The sequence below is a fragment of the Mesorhizobium sp. WSM4816 genome (assembly GCF_055811535.1).
On the sequence record NZ_JBVVQR010000001.1, the window covers coordinates 391,065 to 406,590 of the forward strand.

The 15,526-nt window shown below is 61.0% G+C and carries 16 protein-coding genes and 1 pseudogene; 10 read left to right on the forward strand and 7 right to left on the reverse strand.

Going from position 1 to position 15,526, the window contains the following annotated elements:
* The first annotated feature begins 3 nt into the window (after window positions 1-3).
* Entirely contained in the window at window positions 4-717 is a 714-nt protein-coding gene (locus AC0L3H_RS01740) for a DUF4405 domain-containing protein (protein ID WP_473584268.1), read from the forward strand.
* On the opposite strand, the gene AC0L3H_RS01745 is transcribed toward AC0L3H_RS01740, so the two are convergent.
* Window positions 682-1,572 (reverse strand): LysR family transcriptional regulator, encoded by an 891-nt coding sequence (locus tag AC0L3H_RS01745; RefSeq protein ID WP_473584269.1) that lies wholly within the window; start codon window positions 1,570-1,572, stop codon window positions 682-684. The genes AC0L3H_RS01740 and AC0L3H_RS01745 overlap by 36 nt on opposite strands.
* A gap of 185 nt (window positions 1,573-1,757) precedes the next feature.
* Between AC0L3H_RS01745 and AC0L3H_RS01750 the strand changes: the two are divergent.
* The 3 genes and pseudogenes from AC0L3H_RS01750 to AC0L3H_RS01760 all read left to right on the forward strand — a co-directional run bounded on the left by AC0L3H_RS01750 (window position 1,758) and on the right by AC0L3H_RS01760 (window position 4,525).
* A pseudogene (locus AC0L3H_RS01750) lies at window positions 1,758-2,908 on the forward strand (aldo/keto reductase).
* Between the two features lie 13 nt (window positions 2,909-2,921).
* A complete protein-coding gene (locus AC0L3H_RS01755; RefSeq protein WP_473584320.1) occupies window positions 2,922-3,911 on the forward strand; it encodes an aldo/keto reductase in 990 nt (329 codons plus the stop codon).
* 56 nt (window positions 3,912-3,967) lie between these two features.
* Window positions 3,968-4,525, forward strand: coding sequence for a flavodoxin (locus tag AC0L3H_RS01760; RefSeq protein ID WP_473584270.1), 558 nt, complete (start codon window positions 3,968-3,970; stop codon window positions 4,523-4,525).
* 245 nt (window positions 4,526-4,770) lie between these two features.
* Here AC0L3H_RS01760 and AC0L3H_RS01765 read toward each other — a convergent pair whose 3' ends face one another.
* Window positions 4,771-5,595 carry a L,D-transpeptidase gene (locus AC0L3H_RS01765; protein ID WP_473584271.1) on the reverse strand — a complete coding sequence of 275 codons (825 nt, stop codon included), beginning with the start codon at window positions 5,593-5,595 and terminating at the stop codon, window positions 4,771-4,773.
* 262 nt (window positions 5,596-5,857) lie between these two features.
* Window positions 5,858-6,520 (reverse strand): haloacid dehalogenase type II, encoded by a 663-nt coding sequence (locus tag AC0L3H_RS01770; RefSeq protein ID WP_023800845.1) that lies wholly within the window; start codon window positions 6,518-6,520, stop codon window positions 5,858-5,860.
* A 157-nt stretch (window positions 6,521-6,677) separates the two neighbouring features.
* Between AC0L3H_RS01770 and AC0L3H_RS01775 the strand changes: the two genes are divergently transcribed.
* The 4 genes from AC0L3H_RS01775 to AC0L3H_RS01790 all read left to right on the forward strand — a co-directional run bounded on the left by AC0L3H_RS01775 (window position 6,678) and on the right by AC0L3H_RS01790 (window position 9,859).
* Entirely contained in the window at window positions 6,678-7,556 is an 879-nt protein-coding gene (locus AC0L3H_RS01775; protein ID WP_473584272.1) for a branched-chain amino acid aminotransferase, read from the forward strand.
* A 107-nt stretch (window positions 7,557-7,663) separates the two neighbouring features.
* On the forward strand, window positions 7,664-8,260 hold the full coding sequence (locus AC0L3H_RS01780; protein WP_077382015.1) for a superoxide dismutase: 597 nt from the start codon (window positions 7,664-7,666) through the stop codon (window positions 8,258-8,260).
* A gap of 198 nt (window positions 8,261-8,458) precedes the next feature.
* Window positions 8,459-8,902, forward strand: a complete 444-nt coding sequence (locus AC0L3H_RS01785) for a c-type cytochrome (protein WP_473584273.1) — start codon at window positions 8,459-8,461, stop codon at window positions 8,900-8,902.
* Between the two features lie 9 nt (window positions 8,903-8,911).
* Window positions 8,912-9,859 (forward strand): cytochrome c, encoded by a 948-nt coding sequence (locus tag AC0L3H_RS01790; protein ID WP_473494117.1) that lies wholly within the window; start codon window positions 8,912-8,914, stop codon window positions 9,857-9,859.
* A gap of 6 nt (window positions 9,860-9,865) precedes the next feature.
* On the opposite strand, the gene AC0L3H_RS01795 is transcribed toward AC0L3H_RS01790, so the two are convergent.
* From AC0L3H_RS01795 to AC0L3H_RS01805, 3 genes are all read right to left on the reverse strand, one after another.
* Window positions 9,866-10,714 carry an LON peptidase substrate-binding domain-containing protein gene (locus AC0L3H_RS01795; protein ID WP_473584274.1) on the reverse strand — a complete coding sequence of 283 codons (849 nt, stop codon included), beginning with the start codon at window positions 10,712-10,714 and terminating at the stop codon, window positions 9,866-9,868.
* Between the two features lie 204 nt (window positions 10,715-10,918).
* On the reverse strand, window positions 10,919-11,308 hold the full coding sequence (locus tag AC0L3H_RS01800; protein WP_473494119.1) for an SET domain-containing protein: 390 nt from the start codon (window positions 11,306-11,308) through the stop codon (window positions 10,919-10,921).
* Window positions 11,309-11,443: 135 nt separating this feature from the next.
* A complete protein-coding gene (locus tag AC0L3H_RS01805) occupies window positions 11,444-13,594 on the reverse strand; it encodes a S9 family peptidase (RefSeq protein WP_473584275.1) in 2,151 nt (716 codons plus the stop codon).
* A 118-nt stretch (window positions 13,595-13,712) separates the two neighbouring features.
* On the opposite strand from AC0L3H_RS01805, the gene AC0L3H_RS01810 reads away from it, so the two are divergent.
* Complete coding sequence (locus AC0L3H_RS01810; protein ID WP_473584276.1) at window positions 13,713-13,937, forward strand: hypothetical protein; 225 nt, start codon at window positions 13,713-13,715, stop codon at window positions 13,935-13,937.
* A gap of 568 nt (window positions 13,938-14,505) precedes the next feature.
* Entirely contained in the window at window positions 14,506-14,931 is a 426-nt protein-coding gene (locus AC0L3H_RS01815) for a Ros/MucR family transcriptional regulator (protein WP_473584277.1), read from the forward strand.
* A gap of 145 nt (window positions 14,932-15,076) precedes the next feature.
* Here AC0L3H_RS01815 and AC0L3H_RS01820 read toward each other — a convergent pair whose 3' ends face one another.
* Window positions 15,077-15,505 carry a SufE family protein gene (locus AC0L3H_RS01820; RefSeq protein WP_023800835.1) on the reverse strand — a complete coding sequence of 143 codons (429 nt, stop codon included), beginning with the start codon at window positions 15,503-15,505 and terminating at the stop codon, window positions 15,077-15,079.
* Between the last annotated feature and the right edge of the window lie 21 nt (window positions 15,506-15,526).

Genomic DNA, 15,526 nt, shown 5'->3' on the forward strand with positions numbered 1-15,526 from the left:
CATTTGAGCCCTGTTTTCCTGTCTCGACTGGCCTTCGATCTCAGTGCGGCCGGGCTGCTGCTCTTCGGTCTCTCCTACTGGTGGCTCGGCAACGTCGCCCATGAACTGGCTGGAACCGCCATGTTCCTGTTGCTCATCGTCCATAACGTCTTCAACCGCCGCTGGTACGGCACGATTCCGAAAGCCCGCCACGAAGCGCGCGGGCTGTTCAACATCGCGGTGACGTTCCTGCTGATGCTGGCAATGCTGGTGCTACTGACCACCAGCGTGCTTATTTCCAACCCGCTGTCAGGCATCATGTCACCTTATGGCGGCTTCACCATTCGGCAGATCCATACGCTCGCGGCCTACTGGGTTCTCGTGATCGTATCCGTTCATCTCGGCCTGCGCTGGCCGATGCTCATGGGCGTGGCGCGCAAGCTCACTGGAATTTCACAGCCCAATGCCGTTCGGACGCTCGCGCTCCGCCTGATCGCCGTCCTCATTGCGATACACGGCGTCTGGAGTTCGTTCGAGCTGACTGTCGGCACGAAGCTCTCCATGCAGATGACGCTCGACTGGTGGAACTTCGAGGAATCCGTCGCGGGCTTTTTCATCCACTGCGTCGCGATCGCTGGGCTCTATATGACCCTGACCTACTACGCCTTGAAATGGCTCCAGACGAGAAAGCGCAGGACCGGATCAGTCGCCGCGATACCGGAGAACATCCGCCAATAAGGCCAGCGCCGGCGATTGTTGTCGTCGGCTCGGGTAGTAGAGGTGATAGCCGGGAAAGGACGGGCACCAGTCCTCCAGAACCCGCACCAAGCTCCCGTCAGCAACGTATGGGAGCACCTGATCTTCGGGCATGTACGCCACACCGAGGCCGTCCAGGGCCGAAGATAGCCTTATGCCGAGACTGTTGAACACGAGCTGGCCTTCTCCACGCACCTTCACCTCGCGTCCGTCCTTCTCGAGACCCCAGGCGAATATGCCGCCATAAGTCGGAAGCCGAATGTTGATGCACTGGTGCGCGGTCAGGTCCTGCGGGGTCCCCGGAATTGGATACCGCTTGAAATAGGCCGGCGACGCGACGACAGCCATGCGCATGTTAGGGCCGATGCGCACCGCGATCATATCCTTCGCAACCTGCTCGCCCATCCGCACCCCGGCATCGAATCCTTCGGAAACGATATCGGTCAGGCCGTAGTCGATGATGATTTCGACCTCGATGTCCGGGTAATCCGGCAGGAAGCGTTTGAGCGCGGGCTGCAGGATCGAGATTGCGGGATGCTCGCCAGCCGTGATGCGGACGGTGCCAGCCGGCTTGTCCCGGAGTTCGCTCAAGGCCGCCAGTTCGGCTTCGATCTCCTCAAAACGTGGCGCGATCGTGCGCAGCAGGCGTTCGCCCGCTTCCGTCGACGCAACGCTGCGTGTCGTCCGGGTCAGGAGCCGCAGGCCCAATCGCTCTTCGAGATTGCGGATGGTCTGGCTCAGCGCCGACGGGGAAACCCGAAGCTTCGCGGCGGCGCGCGTGAAACTCCGCTCCCTGGCGACGGCTGCGAATGCGGCGAGATCGTTGAAGTTTTCCATCTGGATTTGTTAGCTCATCTAAAAGGCTCATGCGGATTATAGCGCCTTATCGCAAGTTGCTGCAGGCACTAAATTTGCGGTCATCGGCCGTGGAAGGCGAGGAACAGACTGCCTCTCAGGTTTGCCAGCGGGTGGATCGAACTCCCATCGCAGCCAGACGGAACGCTATAAGAAGGACCCGCAACATGACGAATGAGAGCGTAATAGGCCGCCGCATCTTTCTCGGCGCGGCGGCAACGCTAGCGGCCACTCCCATCCTCGCCAGCGCCAGTTCGCGGGCATCGGCGCAGACCGGCAATGCGAGCGGCTCTGCAGCAGTCCCGTCGAGCGATCGCCGGAAGCTTGGAACGCTGGAGGTCTCCAGCGTCGGGTTGGGCGTCAGAACATGCATCGTACCTACCAGACGACAATTCCGTCGCGGCCGGAGATGATCAACATCATCCGCACGGCCCACGAGCGCGGCGTTACCTTTTTCGACACCGCCGAAGCTTATGGCCCGCATGAGTGCGAACAGATTCTTGGCGAGGCCATTGAGCCGTTCCGCGACGAGGTCGTGATCACCTCGAAATTCGGCTGGAACATCGACCTTGAGACGGGCGAGCGGGGACCCGGCCTCATCAGTCGCCCGGACCACATCAAACTGGCGGTCGAAGGCATGCTCAAGCGCCTCCGCACCGACCGCATCGACCTTCTTTACCAGCACCGCGTCGATCCGGAGGTTCCGATCGAGGACGTCGCGGGCGCCGTCAAGGACCTGATGGACGAGGGCAAGGTCCTACATTGGGGCCTCTCCGAAATGGGACTCAACACACTGCGACGCGCCCACGCCGCGCTTCCCGTCTCCGCCGTCCAGAGCGAGTATTCGATGCTGTGGCGCGGGCCAGAAGACGAGGTGCTTTCAGTCTGCGAGGAGCTGGGCATCGGCTTCGTGCCGTGGAGCCCGCTCGGCGTCGGGTTTCTGACGGGCGCGATCGACGAGCGGACGCGGTTCGCGGAGGGCGACATCCGCGGGATCGAGTCGCGCTTCTCGCCTGAGAACCTGCCCGCGAACCTGACGCTCGTTAAATTGCTGGGTGACTGGGCCGACAGGAAGCAGGCCACCAGGGCGCAGATCGCGCTCGCATGGCTGATGGCGCAAAGACCCTGGATCGTTCCGATTCCCGGCACTACGCAGATGCCGCACATGCTCGAGAACATCGGCGCCGTTTCGATCCGCTTCACGCCCGAGGAGATCGGCGAGCTCAATTCGGCGGTCAAGGCGATCGAGGTGCGCGGCCAGCGCCTGCCCGACGCCGTTCTCGCGTTCTCGAATGTCGAGGCGCCTAAAAAGAACTGAAGGAGCTACCATGATGAAACACCGGCATCTCGGAAATCTAGAGGTTTCGGTCCTTGGCCTCGGCTGCATGGGCATGACTGGCGTCTACGGTTCCAACGCGGACAAGAGCGAGATGATCAAGCTCATCCACGATGCGCATGATCGTGGTGTGACGTTCTTCGACACGGCCGAGGCCTATGGTCCCTTCGCCAACGAGGAGCTTGTCGGCGAGGCTCTCGCGCCGATCCGTGACGACGTCGTCATCGCCACCAAGTTCGGCTTCGACATCGACCTCGGGACAGGCGCGCGCAGCGGAGGCACCAACAGTCGTCCCGAGCACATCAAGGCGGTGGCCGAGGCGGCATTGAAACGCCTGAAGACCGACCGGATCGACCTGTTCTACCAGCATCGGGTCGATCCCGACGTGCCGATCGAGGACGTCGCCGGAGCTGTCAGGGATCTCATCGCAGGGGGCAAGGTCAAGCACTTCGGCCTCTCCGAAGCGGGAGTTCAGACGATCCGCCGCGCGCATACGGTGCAGCCTGTTACCGCCGTTCAAAGCGAATACTCGCTGTTCTGGCGCGGGCCGGAAGTCGAGCTTTTGCCGACACTTGAAGAACTCGGGATCGGTTTCGTGCCGTTCAGTCCCCCCGGTGCGGGATTCCTGACCGGGAAGATCGACGAGAACACCAGGTTCGATCCAACGGACTTCCGCAGCAGCGTGCCGCGCTTCTCTCCAGAATCCCGTAAGGCCAACATGGCGCTGGTCGACATCGTCAAGGCCGTCGCAGGGCGCAAAGGCGCAACGCCTGCACAAGTCGCTCTCGCCTGGCTGTTGGCGCAGAAGCCATGGATCGTGCCGATCCCCGGAACCACGAAGCTCCATCGGCTGGAAGAAAACCTCGGTGCGGTCGACGTGACGCTCTCGACAGACGACCTGGGGGAAATCGCAACGGCGCTTTCGAAGATCGAAGTCCAAGGTGAGCGCCTTCCGGGGGCGGTGCTCAAAATGACGGGCCTCTGATCAACATTTCGGAGAAAGAGATGGTCCCCGACAGTCCGACGCGGAGGGAAATCCTCATGTCCTCGCTGCTTCTATCCCTCACGGCAGGCGGAGCAGCATCGCTCTCTCCGGCCGCGGCGGCGCAACTCCCGGAAGGAAAGATGCTCGTTGCGTATTTCTCGCGAAGCGGGAACACGCGCGTCATCGCGGGTCAGGTAAGCCGCGCATTGGAAGCTGACCTGTTCGAGATCGTGCCCGAAAATCCCTATCCCGCCGACTATTTTGAGACGGCCGAGCAAGCGCGACAGGAAAGTGCCCGTGGCTACGAGCCGCCTCTTAAAGCGCAGGTAACCGACGTCGCTCAATACACGACGGTATTCCTTGGCTTCCCGATTTGGGGAATGACGGCGCCGCCAGTCGTCCGCTCGTTCCTCGCCACGCATGAATTCCTGGGCAAGACTATCATCCCTCTCATCACGCATGGCGGTTACGGTCTGGGCGATAGCCTGACGGTCGTCGCCAGCCACACGCCACAAGCCAGCCTTGTCGAAGGTTTCTCTATGCAAGCCCCTCAGGAGCGGCAGACCGCCGAGCGGGTCATGGAGTGGCTGGATGGATTGAACGTCGCAAAATGATTCGGAGCGCCCGCATAGGCCTGCCTTGCGTGCGGAAAACTTCTGTCCCTAGGTTGGCATTGTTTCAATTGCCGCGAAGCGGTCGTTGCAGATCGAATGCCTGGAGCTGCCTTCGGGTCATGAACTGACTGGTTGCGTTGCCACATAGTCGGACCCAAAGTCGGCGCCGATTTTGGGACAATCCGATGCTCTGCAAAGACCAGCCGGAGCGGCGAAAGTCCGCCCCTCCAGCGCTTTCGACCAGCTCAGAAGATCGAGTCCGAAATCGCCCTTGCCGGGCCGAGCAGGATCGATCCTTCTGGGACCCCCGCATCGATTGGAATGGCTTTGCGGTCTGCCGTGGCAACCAGTTCCTGACCGACACCGGCGGTAACGATCACCGGCGTCTTGTTGGGCACACGGTCATAAAGGTCGATAATGTCCTGATTTATCAAGCGAACGCAGCCAGATGACACCGATTTGCCTATGGAAAACCACTCCGGCGAGCCGTGCAGGCGGTAAAGCGTGTCCTCGTTGCCCTCGAAGAGATACAGCGCCCGCGCTCCGAGCGGATTGGTGAGCCCGCCGGGCATGCCGCCATTCTCGGCGCTGTATTTTGCGTACTCGGGCTGGCGGGCGATCATTTCGGCCGGCGGCGTCCATTTCGGCCACTTCTGCTTCCACTGGACGACGGCATCGCCAGACCATTCGAAACCGGCGCGACCCAGCCCGACCCCATAACGAATGGCTTGTCCGCCCGGACGCACGAGATAGAGGTGGTGGCCGGCCGTATCGACGACGATGGTGCCGGGCGCTTGGCCGGTCGGATCGGGAACGATCTGACGCAGAAATTGCTCGTCGATTTTCTCGTAGGGTATGCCCGGCAGCTCGAACCCATTGTCGCTGACCGGACCGTACATTGTCGCATAGTCCACGAGCGGCGGCTCGACGTTGGCTGGCGGCGGCGGCTCGACAGGCCGGCCTGCCGTCGTGGTGCAGGCGGAAACCGCAATCGAGGCGGCGCCGAGCGCAGCGGCGTTGAGAAAGCCGCGACGGCTCAGGCGATAGGAGTCGATTTCGGTTGTGAACATCGTTGCCTTTTTTTAAGTCTCATATCGAAACAGAACATGAATACGCCAATCAGTACGGCGCGCCAGCCCTACCAATGCCTAGCGCGATAGGCGGTTCCGATTCTGGCCTGAGGGTGAACAAACAAAGGCAAAGCTGTGACGGTTCAGCTCCTGTTGCGCCGAGGCAACAGGCCCGCAGCGCCGCGCGTCAGCAAGGACGCTGTCGCAGTTTTATTTTGCCTATGATCCTTTCCAAGAATCGATTCCGATTTAGGGTCATGTGTCAGCCTGCGGCGAGCAGGCCTTCGAGCGAGGGCAGGATCAGGGCCGGCGGAAAGTCCCGGTATTCCTCGGGCTGGTCGGAGCGGTTGATCCAGACTGTCCGGAACCCGAATTTGGTGGCGCCGGCGACGTCCCAGCGGTTGGATGACTGAAACGACACCGCACCCGGATAGAGACGCCAGCCTGTCGTGACCATGTCGTAGACCGACGGATCAGCCTTGAAGCGCTTGACGGCCTCGACGGAATAGATGTCGTCCAGAACCTGGTCGAGCGCGGCCGATTTGACCGCCGCTTCCAGCATTTCAGGCGAGCCGTTGGATAGGATCGCCAGCTTGGCGCCAGATGCTTTGAGCGCCTTGAGCACGGCCGGCACCTCCGGATAGCAGTCCAGCCGCCAATAGGCGTCGAGCAGCTTGGCCCTCAGTCCCTTGTCCGCGGAGGGAACCTTTCGCAACGCGAAATCCAGCGCCTGTTCGGTGAGTTGCCAGAAATCAGCGTAGGCGCCCATCAGCGTCCTCACCCAGGAATATTCCAGTTGTTTGGCGCGCCAGATCTCCGACAGGAGCTGGCCGTCCGGTCCGATCTGGTCGGCATGACGGCGGACGGCTGCGTGCACGTCGAACAGCGTTCCGTAAGCGTCGAAAACGTAAGCCGCATGTTGCATGGTAACAGTTTTGCGGCGAGGCAAGGCCGGGCGCAAGCACGGATTGCAATTTCGCATGCCGCTGGCCTTAACAAATCTCAGCCAAATCAGTTGACGGCAGACGCCAAAGCATCTTCCAATGGCGAGACAGGACAGCTCTGAAACGCGGATTCAAGCGATGACACTGGCGGCTGCGGCGCAATCCGCGACATGGACCTTCGTGGATGGCGACTGGTATGAAGGCAACGTCGCCATTCTGGGGCCGCGCAGCCATGCCATGTGGCTCGGCACCAGCGTGTTCGATGGCGCCCGCTGGTTCGAGGGCGTCGCCCCCGACCTCGACCGCCACGCCGCGAGGGTGAACGCCTCGGCGATCGCGCTTGGTCTCAAACCATCCATGAGCGCCGAAAAGATCGTCGGGCTGACCTGGGACGGGCTGAAGAAGTTCGACGGCAAGACGGCGGTCTACATAAGGCCGATGTACTGGGCCGAGCATGGTGGCTATATGGGCGTGCCGGCCGATCCGGCCTCGACCCGTTTCTGCCTTTGCCTCTATGAATCGCCGATGATCCCGCCGTCGGGCTTTTCGGTCACCGTCTCGCCGTTCCGGCGCCCGACCATCGAGACCATGCCGACCAACGCTAAGGCCGGCTGCCTTTATCCCAACAACGGTCGTGCCATCCTCGAAGCCAAGATGCGCGGCTTCGACAACGCGCTGGTGCTCGACATGCTGGGCAATGTCGCCGAGACCGGAACCTCGAACATTTTCCTGGTCAAGGATGGCCATGTCCTGACGCCGGCGCCGAATGGCACGTTCCTGTCCGGCATCACCCGCTCTCGGACGATGACGCTGCTTGACGAGTATGGCTTCAAGATCATCGAAAAGGCGCTGTCGGTGCGCGAATTCCTCGAAGCGGACGAAATATTCTCGACCGGAAACCACTCGAAAGTCGTGCCGGTCACCCGCATCGAGGATCGCAGTCTCCAGCCCGGGCCTGTAGCGAAAAAGGCGCGCGAACTCTATTGGGATTGGGCGCATTCGACTTCGGCCGGCTGACTGGCTAAAAAGCGAACCGGCGCTTCGTTCCGGAGTTGCTCCACACCAATCCAGACCTATGTTAGTCCGGTATCGACACCGGATTTTTTCCACGAGGAGTACCACCGATGGCTTTTGAATTGCCCGCCTTGCCCTATGACTACGAGGCATTGCAGCCTTACATGTCGAAGGAGACGCTGGAGTATCACCACGACAAGCACCACAAGGCCTATGTCGACAACGGCAACAAGCTGGCTGCCGAAGCCGGGCTCGGCGATTTGTCGGTCGAAGAGGTTGTGAAACAATCCTTCGGCAAGAACCCCGGGCTCTTCAACAATGCCGGCCAGCACTACAATCACATCCACTTCTGGCAATGGATGAAGAAGGGCGGCGGCGGCAACAAATTGCCGGGCGCGCTGCAAAAGGCGTTTGACAGCGATCTTGGCGGTTACGACAAGTTCAAGGCCGATTTCATCGCCGCCGGCACCACCCAGTTCGGTTCGGGCTGGGCCTGGGTTTCGGTCAAGGACGGCAAGCTGGCGATCTCGAAGACCCCGAACGGCGAGAACCCGCTGGTCCATGGCGCGACCCCGATCCTGGGCGTCGATGTCTGGGAGCATTCCTATTACATCGACTATCGCAACGCCCGGCCGAAATATCTCGAAGCCTTCGTCGACAGTCTCATCAACTGGGACCATGTCCTCGAGCTCTACGAAAAGGCGTAGGCCTGACTGAGTTGCAGAAGAGCCCCGGCAAAACCGGGGCTTTTCTCTATGTGCCAAATGATCGGCCGCCCTTTTCCAACGACCGTCGCGAAAAATTCACACAAGCGTGAGGCGAATTTCCGGAATTTTCAAGCCAGTTTTGCCGTTATCGATCAGTCGGACCTTCACCCGAAACATCTTCACCATGGAGCCAGTTGAATGAGAAAGCTTATCCTCGCCATCTCGATGCTCGCCTTCACCGGTTCGGCGGCGTTTGCCGATCCGATTCAGGAGCGGCAGGCCATTATGAAGGAACGTGGAAAGATCGCCGGCCAATTGTCGAAAGTTGTCAAGGGCGAGACCCCTTATGACGCAGCGGCCGTGCTGGCGGCGTTGAAGGCGCTGGAGGCAAACGCCGAGAAGTTCCATGCAAACGTCGACACTCTTTTCCCGGCTGGCAACGACACCGGCGACACCACCGCTGCCCCAAAAATCTGGGACGATATGGCCGGTTTCAAGGCGGTGGAAGAGAAATATCTCGCCGACGTCAAGGCTGCGGCGGCCGCCGCTCCTGCCGACGTCGATGCTTTGAAGGCGGGGTTCAACACCATAGGCAGCGATTGCGGCACCTGCCACCAGACATACAGGATTAAGAAGGGCTGATAGCGGGCGATGCGCCTGCTGAAAAAACTCGTCGGCGCCGCCCTCGTTCTTGGCGCCGCCGGCGCGGTCGCCGGCTGGTTCCTGTCGGCGCCGGTCAGGCTCGACAGCGAGACCCTGGCGCAGCTCGGCCCCGGCGATGCCGCCAGGGGCAAGCGCATTTTTTATGCCGGCGGCTGCACGTCCTGTCATGCGAAGCCAGGCTCGCAAGGCGATGCCCGTCTTCAACTGGCCGGCGGTCTCGAACTCAAGACGCCGTTCGGCATCTTCGTGCCACCGAACATCTCACAGGATGCCGAGGACGGTATCGGCGGCTGGTCAGTCGAAGATCTCGCCAACGCCATGCTGAAGGGCGTGTCGCCGAGCGGCGAGCACTTCTATCCGGCGTTTCCCTATGCATCCTACGCACGCATGAAGCCGGCCGACATCGCCGATCTCCATGCCTTCCTGAAAACGCTTCCGGCGGTGGCGGGCAAGGCGCCGCCCAATTCGCTGGGGTTCCCGTTCAACATCCGTCGCGGCATCGGGCTGTGGAAACGTCTCTATTTGAGTGACCAGCCGGTGGTCTCCTTCCCCAATGGGACGCCGAATCCGGTGATGGCCGGCCGTTACCTGGTCGAAGGGCCCGGCCATTGCGGCGAATGCCACACGCCGCGCGATTTTGCTGGCGGCACCAGGAAGAGCGAGTGGCTGGCCGGAGCCACCGCTGCCGAAGGCAGCGGCATCGTGCCGAACATCACTTCGGGCGAAGGCGGGCTCGGTGACTGGTCGGAGGCCGACATAGCCTACTTTCTGGAGACCGGCTTCACGCCTGATTTCGATTCCGTCAGTGGCGCCATGGTCGACGTGCAGAGAAACATGGCCGAGTTGGCACCGAACGACCGTGCGGCGATCGCGGCCTATCTGAAGGCCATCCCGCCGCACCCCAACGGCTATCCCCCACGCAAGCCGGCGAATTAGCACCTGTCAGCCGGCTGGCTCTGGCCCATTCTCAGGCCGGCCAGCCTTCATCAGGTCGAGGATCTTTTCAAGCCGGGCGACGACATCGCTGGTTTCCAGAAGCTGCTGCTTCTGTTCGATACTGATCGACAGCAGCGGCGCGAGCGTATCGGCTAGGACACCGGGATCGCCGATGGAGGGCAGGCCGAGTCGCGCCTTGGCCTTTCGTGGAAGCGAGGAAAAATCGATGTTGGCATAGCTCTGATATGCATCGAGAACCGCGCTCGAACGTGCTACCGCCTCCGCCGATTGGCGACGCTGCTCTTCGACTGGCGCGACCTCCGCCGCCAGAAAGTCGGCGTTGACCAGGTGAAGGATCGCGGCTCGCTGGAGGCCGGAGACCGAGACCTTGAGTACCCCATCCACCTGCGTCTGGCAGTTTATCACGCTAGCCGTGACACCCACCGGATAGAGAGAAGCAAGGTTGCCGGGATCGTCGTCGGTCGCCTGCCTCTGTGCGACCACAAGAACGCGGCGGTCGCCTGCCATCGCGTGCTCCACCGCGCGCCGCGTTTTGTCGCGGCCCACGAAGACCGGAACAGTCATTTGCGGAAAGAGCACGAAATCCCGCATTGGAAAAATCGGCAGATCCGCGCCGGAGGACGGGGGCGGGCTGGCCTCGGGCGCCGGGTTTCGGGGCCCAGCACCGACTGGTTGGCTCGCCGGAATCCTTGCAGCCAATACGTTCCAGTCGCGCAAGCCGAGGACCCTAGCAATGAGCTCGAGGCTTTCGCTGTGGGACAGCGAAACGGATTTGGCGCTCAGCGCTTCGGACAGCGTTTGCGCCATGGCTTTTGCATCGCGGAAATCGCGCATGGAATCATCCTTTGCTTCGAAGAACGGAAGACGTCAGAGCTTGCGTTACTGACCCGTTCGTTCGGGCAAAGGGAGCCTGAAGTGGCTCGATACATTCACCTTACCCGGGAGGGCGCAAGTAGCAGGTTGTATCCACCTGTTTGGAAGGTGCGCTGAAGGTCCGGTGTTGTCAATCCTGCCCGCGCTGCATTCCACGCTCCCAATTTACAGGTGGCGGTCGCCGAGGAAATCGAAGCCGGTCTCGAAGAAATGATTGTAGTTGCAGGTCATTTCCTCGCCGGGCGCGATGTCGCGCAGTGCATAAGTCTCGTCGGGCGAGGCGACGTCGCAATTCGGGTCATCGGCATGGTTCATGAAGCGGGCGTCGTCGGCTTCGAAGACGACGAAGTTCGGGTCGCGCCGGTCGGGATAGGAATAGCGATCGAGATAGGCTCTGACCGGCCCGGTTTCGCTTTCATAGACCTCGACTGGGATGCGCCGGTCGTAGTTGGGATGGAGCTTCCAGACCAGTGTGCCGCGGGGAATGTGGTTCTTGGCAAAGACACCGATGCCCTGGATGGGCGATTTGTCGAGATAGACGTCGACGAGCAACATTGCGGACCCTTGCCGTGACTGGATGATTTTTGGGTGGCGCGGCTGCGAGAAGCCGCGCATTGGCTAGCGCGCAGCTATGGCAATTGCGAGCGGAAAATCGACATGGCCTGACCCGTGGTGCGCAAGATCAAGCTCCTACAGCGCCGTCTGTGCGTCCAAAAGGGTCGGCGGCGCTGTGGTGGCAAGGTCGGCCTTGCCCGCCACCTTCAGCGCAAACGCATAGGTGAAGGCGATTTCCTCGAGCCTGGAAAACCGGCCGGATGCGCCGGCATGACCGGAGTCCATATTGATCTTGAACAGCACCGGATTGTCGCCGGTCTTGCGGTCGCGCAGCCGCGCCACCCACTTGGCCGGCTCCCAATAGGTGACACGCGGGTCGGTGAGGCCGGCAAGCGCCAGGATCGGCGGATAGTCGAGCGCGGCGACATTGTCATAGGGCGAGTAGGCGGCGATCGTTCGGTAGTCCTCCTCCGAGGCGATCGGGTTGCCCCATTCGGGCCATTCCGGCGGCGTCAGCGGCAAGGTCGCGTCGAGCATGGTCGTGAGCACGTCGACGAACGGAACCTCGGCGACAATACCGCCGAAGCATTCCGGCGCCATATTCGCGACGGCGCCCATCAGCAGGCCGCCGGCCGAGCCGCCCTGAGCGACGATGCGGTCATGTTGCGTATAGCGTTCGGCGACGAGGTGGTGGGCGACTGCGATGAAATCGGTGAACGTGTTCATCTTGTGCGCCCGCTTGCCGTCGTCGTACCAGCCATAGCCCTTGTCCTTGCCGCCGCGGACATGGGCAATCGCGTAGACGAAGCCGCGGTCGACCAGCGATAACAAATTGGTGTTAAAGGCGGCCGGGACTGTGATGCCGTAGGAGCCGTAGCCGTAAAGCAGGCAAGGCGCTGATCCGTCGAGCGGCGTGTCGCGATGGTGGATGAGCGAGACCGGCACCAGTTCGCCGTCGGCTGCGGGCGCCATCAGCCGCCGCGTCACGTAGTGGTCCGGGTCGTGGCCGGACGGAACTTCCTGGGTCTTCAGCAGCACGCGCTCGCGGGTCCGCATGTTGTAGTCGAAGACCTGCGCCGGCGTTGTCATGGACGAGTAGGAAAAGCGCATGATCTCGGTATCGTATTCATAGGATCCCGACAGGCCGAGTGAGAAGGCTTCCTCGTCGAAGGAGATGAGGTGTTCCTCGCCGCTGTTGCGGTCATGCACGACGATGCGCGGCAGGCCTTCCTTGCGTTCAAGCCTGACCATGTGGTCCTTGAAACCGATTACCGAAAGGATCAGCCGGCCCGCTTCGTGCGGCACCAGCTCCTGCCAGTTGGCGCGCACCGGGTCGCTCGCCGGCGCAGTCATGATCTTGAAATCCTTGGCGCCGTCGGCATTGGTAAGAATGAAGAAGACATCGCCGCCTTCTTCGAGGTCGTATTGCAGGCCGGTCTCGCGCGCAGCAACCAGCTTCGGTTCGGCGAACGGCTCGCTGGCGCTCATGATGCGATATTCCGAGGTCTCGTGGTCGTTGATGCCAACCATGATCCACTCGTTGGAGCGTGTGCCGCCGACATTCATGAAGAAGCCCGGATCGGTTTCTTCGTAGATCAGCCGGTCGTTCTCAGGACTGTCGCCAAGGGCATGGAACAGCACCTTGGAAGGACGGTGGTTGGCATCGAGGCGGGTGTAGAAAAATCCATCATTTCCGGCATCCCACACGCCGCCGCCACCGGTATCCGGAATCCTGTCGGCCAGATCGTTGCCGTCGGCGAGATCGCGGACGCGAAGCGTGTAGAATTCGGAACCCTTGTCGTCGAAGGCCCACAGAAGCTTGCGGTGGTCGGTCGAATGGTCGACACCGCCGAGGCGGAAATAGGCCTTGCCTTCGGCTTCGAGATCGCCGTCGAGCAGGATCTCTTGGTCGCCGCCCTCGCGCGGCGTGCGGAAATAACGCGGCTGCTCGCCGCCAAGCTTGAAAGATGACCCATAGGCGTACGGCCCATCCTTCATCGGCACGGACGAATCGTCCTCCTTGATGCGGCCCTTCATCTCCTTGAAAAGCTGCTTCCGCACCTGGGCGGTCTCGGCCATGAGCGCTGCCTGATAGGCGTTCTCGGCTTCGAGATGGGCGCGTATCTGCGCGTCGAGCAGCGACGGATCCCTGAACATCTCTTGCCAGTTGTCGGCTCTCAGCCAGGCATAGTCGTCCGTCCGCGTCACTCCATGGTGCACATCGAAGACCGGCCGCTTCTCTGGTTGCGGCGGGCTGGCAGTTGGAAATGCTGGGGTTCGGGTCATTGCGTCTCGCTGTGGAAGTTACTTGTATGGAGAATGAACACGCCGATCAGCGCAGGTTCAAGAGCCGAAGTATATGTTTGCGCCGGGCTCCAGAACATGACCCGGAGGAGAGGGAAAAATGAAGTTCCGTTTTCACGCTGCTGCGGCTTTCGCCGTCGCTTCGACAGTCTTGGCCTTTATCGGCCAATCTCATGCAACCGTGTTCGCAGCTTGGCAAGTGACCAACCTTCCGTTTGGCGACACGCTCAACGTGCGCAAGTATCCGGCGGGATCGTCCCAGAAGCAGGCGGCCTATCCCAACGGCGCCGTTTTGCAGATGACCGGAGATGCACCGGCGGCATAAACCTGCTCGACATCGCCAAGCAGCCGGTTTGGAAGCAGGAACAGAAGATCCGCTATCGCTGGTGCGAAGTCTGGCACGATCCGGCACACAACGGCAATTTCGTCACCGGCTGGGTCTACGGAAAATACATCACCCCACATTGATGGACGGTGCCGGTCCGCAGGCTGATTTCTGGCTTGCTTGCAACAGCAAATCGCAACCTATGGTTTTGCGGATTCTAAAAACAACCAGATAGCCTGCACCACAACCAAGCATAGCCAAGCATTGAGATTTTTTTACTGGCTCTCATGGATGTAACGGCAGCTTGACTGGGCGTCCGCCGCCGCTGGTCTGCCCAGAAAATATCGCAAAGTTACAGAGTGCACGAAAGGTTGAAGCTGATCGTCGAATATTTTATTGCCATCGATGAATACAGCGCAAGAAGCGAATTGACTTACTTGGTTTAGTGGCTCATTAGGATGCTGCGACGCGAATCGCAGAGGCTCTTTCCTGCAAAAATTTCGCGCGATGCCCGACCTATCAAAAATAGGGCGCAGGTAGAAACAACTCACGTTGGGGCCAGGAAGCCATGGATATTATCGAAACACCTTCCAGAAATAGTGATGCGCTGATCGAATTGACGGCCGATGTCGTCGCCGCCTATGTCAGCAACAATCCGGTGCCGGTCGGCGAGCTGCCTAGCCTCATCGCCGATGTCCATGCCGCCCTTGGGCGCGTGGGCGAGGCCAGTGAACAGCCTCCTGCCGACAAGCAGAAGCCGGCAGTAAACCCGAAACGCTCCGTCCATGACGACTACATCGTCTGTCTTGAAGACGGCAAGAAGTTCAAGTCGCTGAAGCGTCACTTGATGACCCACTACGGTCTGACGCCCGACGAATATCGTGAAAAATGGGGCTTGGACGCAAGCTACCCGATGGTTGCTCCCAACTATGCTGCCGCCCGCTCACAGCTCGCCAAGAAGATGGGTCTCGGCCGCAAGCGCAAGGGACGCTGATACCGGCTCTCTTCCCAACCTGGGTTAGATGATCAACGGCGCCTCCGGGCGCCGTTTTGGCCTTGGGGCGATGCGCGAGCAATCGATATGCGTCGCGACTTGTGCGGCTCCGATCATGTCGGGCCATCGCGCGCTGTTCGTCTGATCAGGCGGTCTGCTTCAAGGCCGCCTCTGCGTCGCGCTTGATGCGCTTGACCATTGAACGAAGACCATTGGCGCGTTGCGGCGACAGGTGCTCGTCGAGGCCAAGTGCCTTCAGCGTGGCTTCCGCGTCGGTTTTCTGGATCTCGCTGGCGGGTCGTCTGGAAAACAGCGCCAGCATGATAGCGACGAGGCCGCGCACGATATGGGCGTCCGAATCGCCGGCGAAGGTGACGACTGGGTCGGGCCCCGGACCATACTCGGTGGTCAGCCAGACCTGGCTGACGCAGCCGGGCACCTTGTTGGCAGGGTTGCGTTCCTCGTCGGGAAACGGCGGCAGGGCCTCACCCAGTTCGATCACATAGCGGTAGCGGTCTTCCCACTCATCAAGCAGGGAGAAGTCGTCGCGGATCGTCTGGATCGTCGTGGTCATCACTCCGGATATAGTCATCCG

Bases quoted from the DNA above. Each gene is read 5' to 3' on its own strand.
- AC0L3H_RS01810 (WP_473584276.1), top strand. From the start codon at position 13,713: ATGAAGTTCCGTTTTCACGCTGCTGCGGCTTTCGCCGTCGCTTCGACA.
- AC0L3H_RS01800 (WP_473494119.1), bottom strand. From the start codon at position 11,308: ATGTTGCTCGTCGACGTCTATCTCGACAAATCGCCCATCCAGGGCATC.
- AC0L3H_RS01785 (WP_473584273.1), top strand. From the start codon at position 8,459: ATGAGAAAGCTTATCCTCGCCATCTCGATGCTCGCCTTCACCGGTTCG.
- AC0L3H_RS01805 (WP_473584275.1), bottom strand. From the start codon at position 13,594: ATGACCCGAACCCCAGCATTTCCAACTGCCAGCCCGCCGCAACCAGAG.
- AC0L3H_RS01770 (WP_023800845.1), bottom strand. From the start codon at position 6,520: ATGCAACATGCGGCTTACGTTTTCGACGCTTACGGAACGCTGTTCGAC.
- AC0L3H_RS01815 (WP_473584277.1), top strand. From the start codon at position 14,506: ATGGATATTATCGAAACACCTTCCAGAAATAGTGATGCGCTGATCGAA.
- AC0L3H_RS01780 (WP_077382015.1), top strand. From the start codon at position 7,664: ATGGCTTTTGAATTGCCCGCCTTGCCCTATGACTACGAGGCATTGCAG.
- AC0L3H_RS01775 (WP_473584272.1), top strand. From the start codon at position 6,678: ATGACACTGGCGGCTGCGGCGCAATCCGCGACATGGACCTTCGTGGAT.
- AC0L3H_RS01745 (WP_473584269.1), bottom strand. From the start codon at position 1,572: ATGGAAAACTTCAACGATCTCGCCGCATTCGCAGCCGTCGCCAGGGAG.
- AC0L3H_RS01790 (WP_473494117.1), top strand. From the start codon at position 8,912: ATGCGCCTGCTGAAAAAACTCGTCGGCGCCGCCCTCGTTCTTGGCGCC.
- AC0L3H_RS01795 (WP_473584274.1), bottom strand. From the start codon at position 10,714: ATGCGCGATTTCCGCGATGCAAAAGCCATGGCGCAAACGCTGTCCGAA.
- AC0L3H_RS01755 (WP_473584320.1), top strand. From the start codon at position 2,922: ATGAAACACCGGCATCTCGGAAATCTAGAGGTTTCGGTCCTTGGCCTC.
- AC0L3H_RS01760 (WP_473584270.1), top strand. From the start codon at position 3,968: ATGTCCTCGCTGCTTCTATCCCTCACGGCAGGCGGAGCAGCATCGCTC.
- AC0L3H_RS01820 (WP_023800835.1), bottom strand. From the start codon at position 15,505: ATGACCACGACGATCCAGACGATCCGCGACGACTTCTCCCTGCTTGAT.
- AC0L3H_RS01765 (WP_473584271.1), bottom strand. From the start codon at position 5,595: ATGTTCACAACCGAAATCGACTCCTATCGCCTGAGCCGTCGCGGCTTT.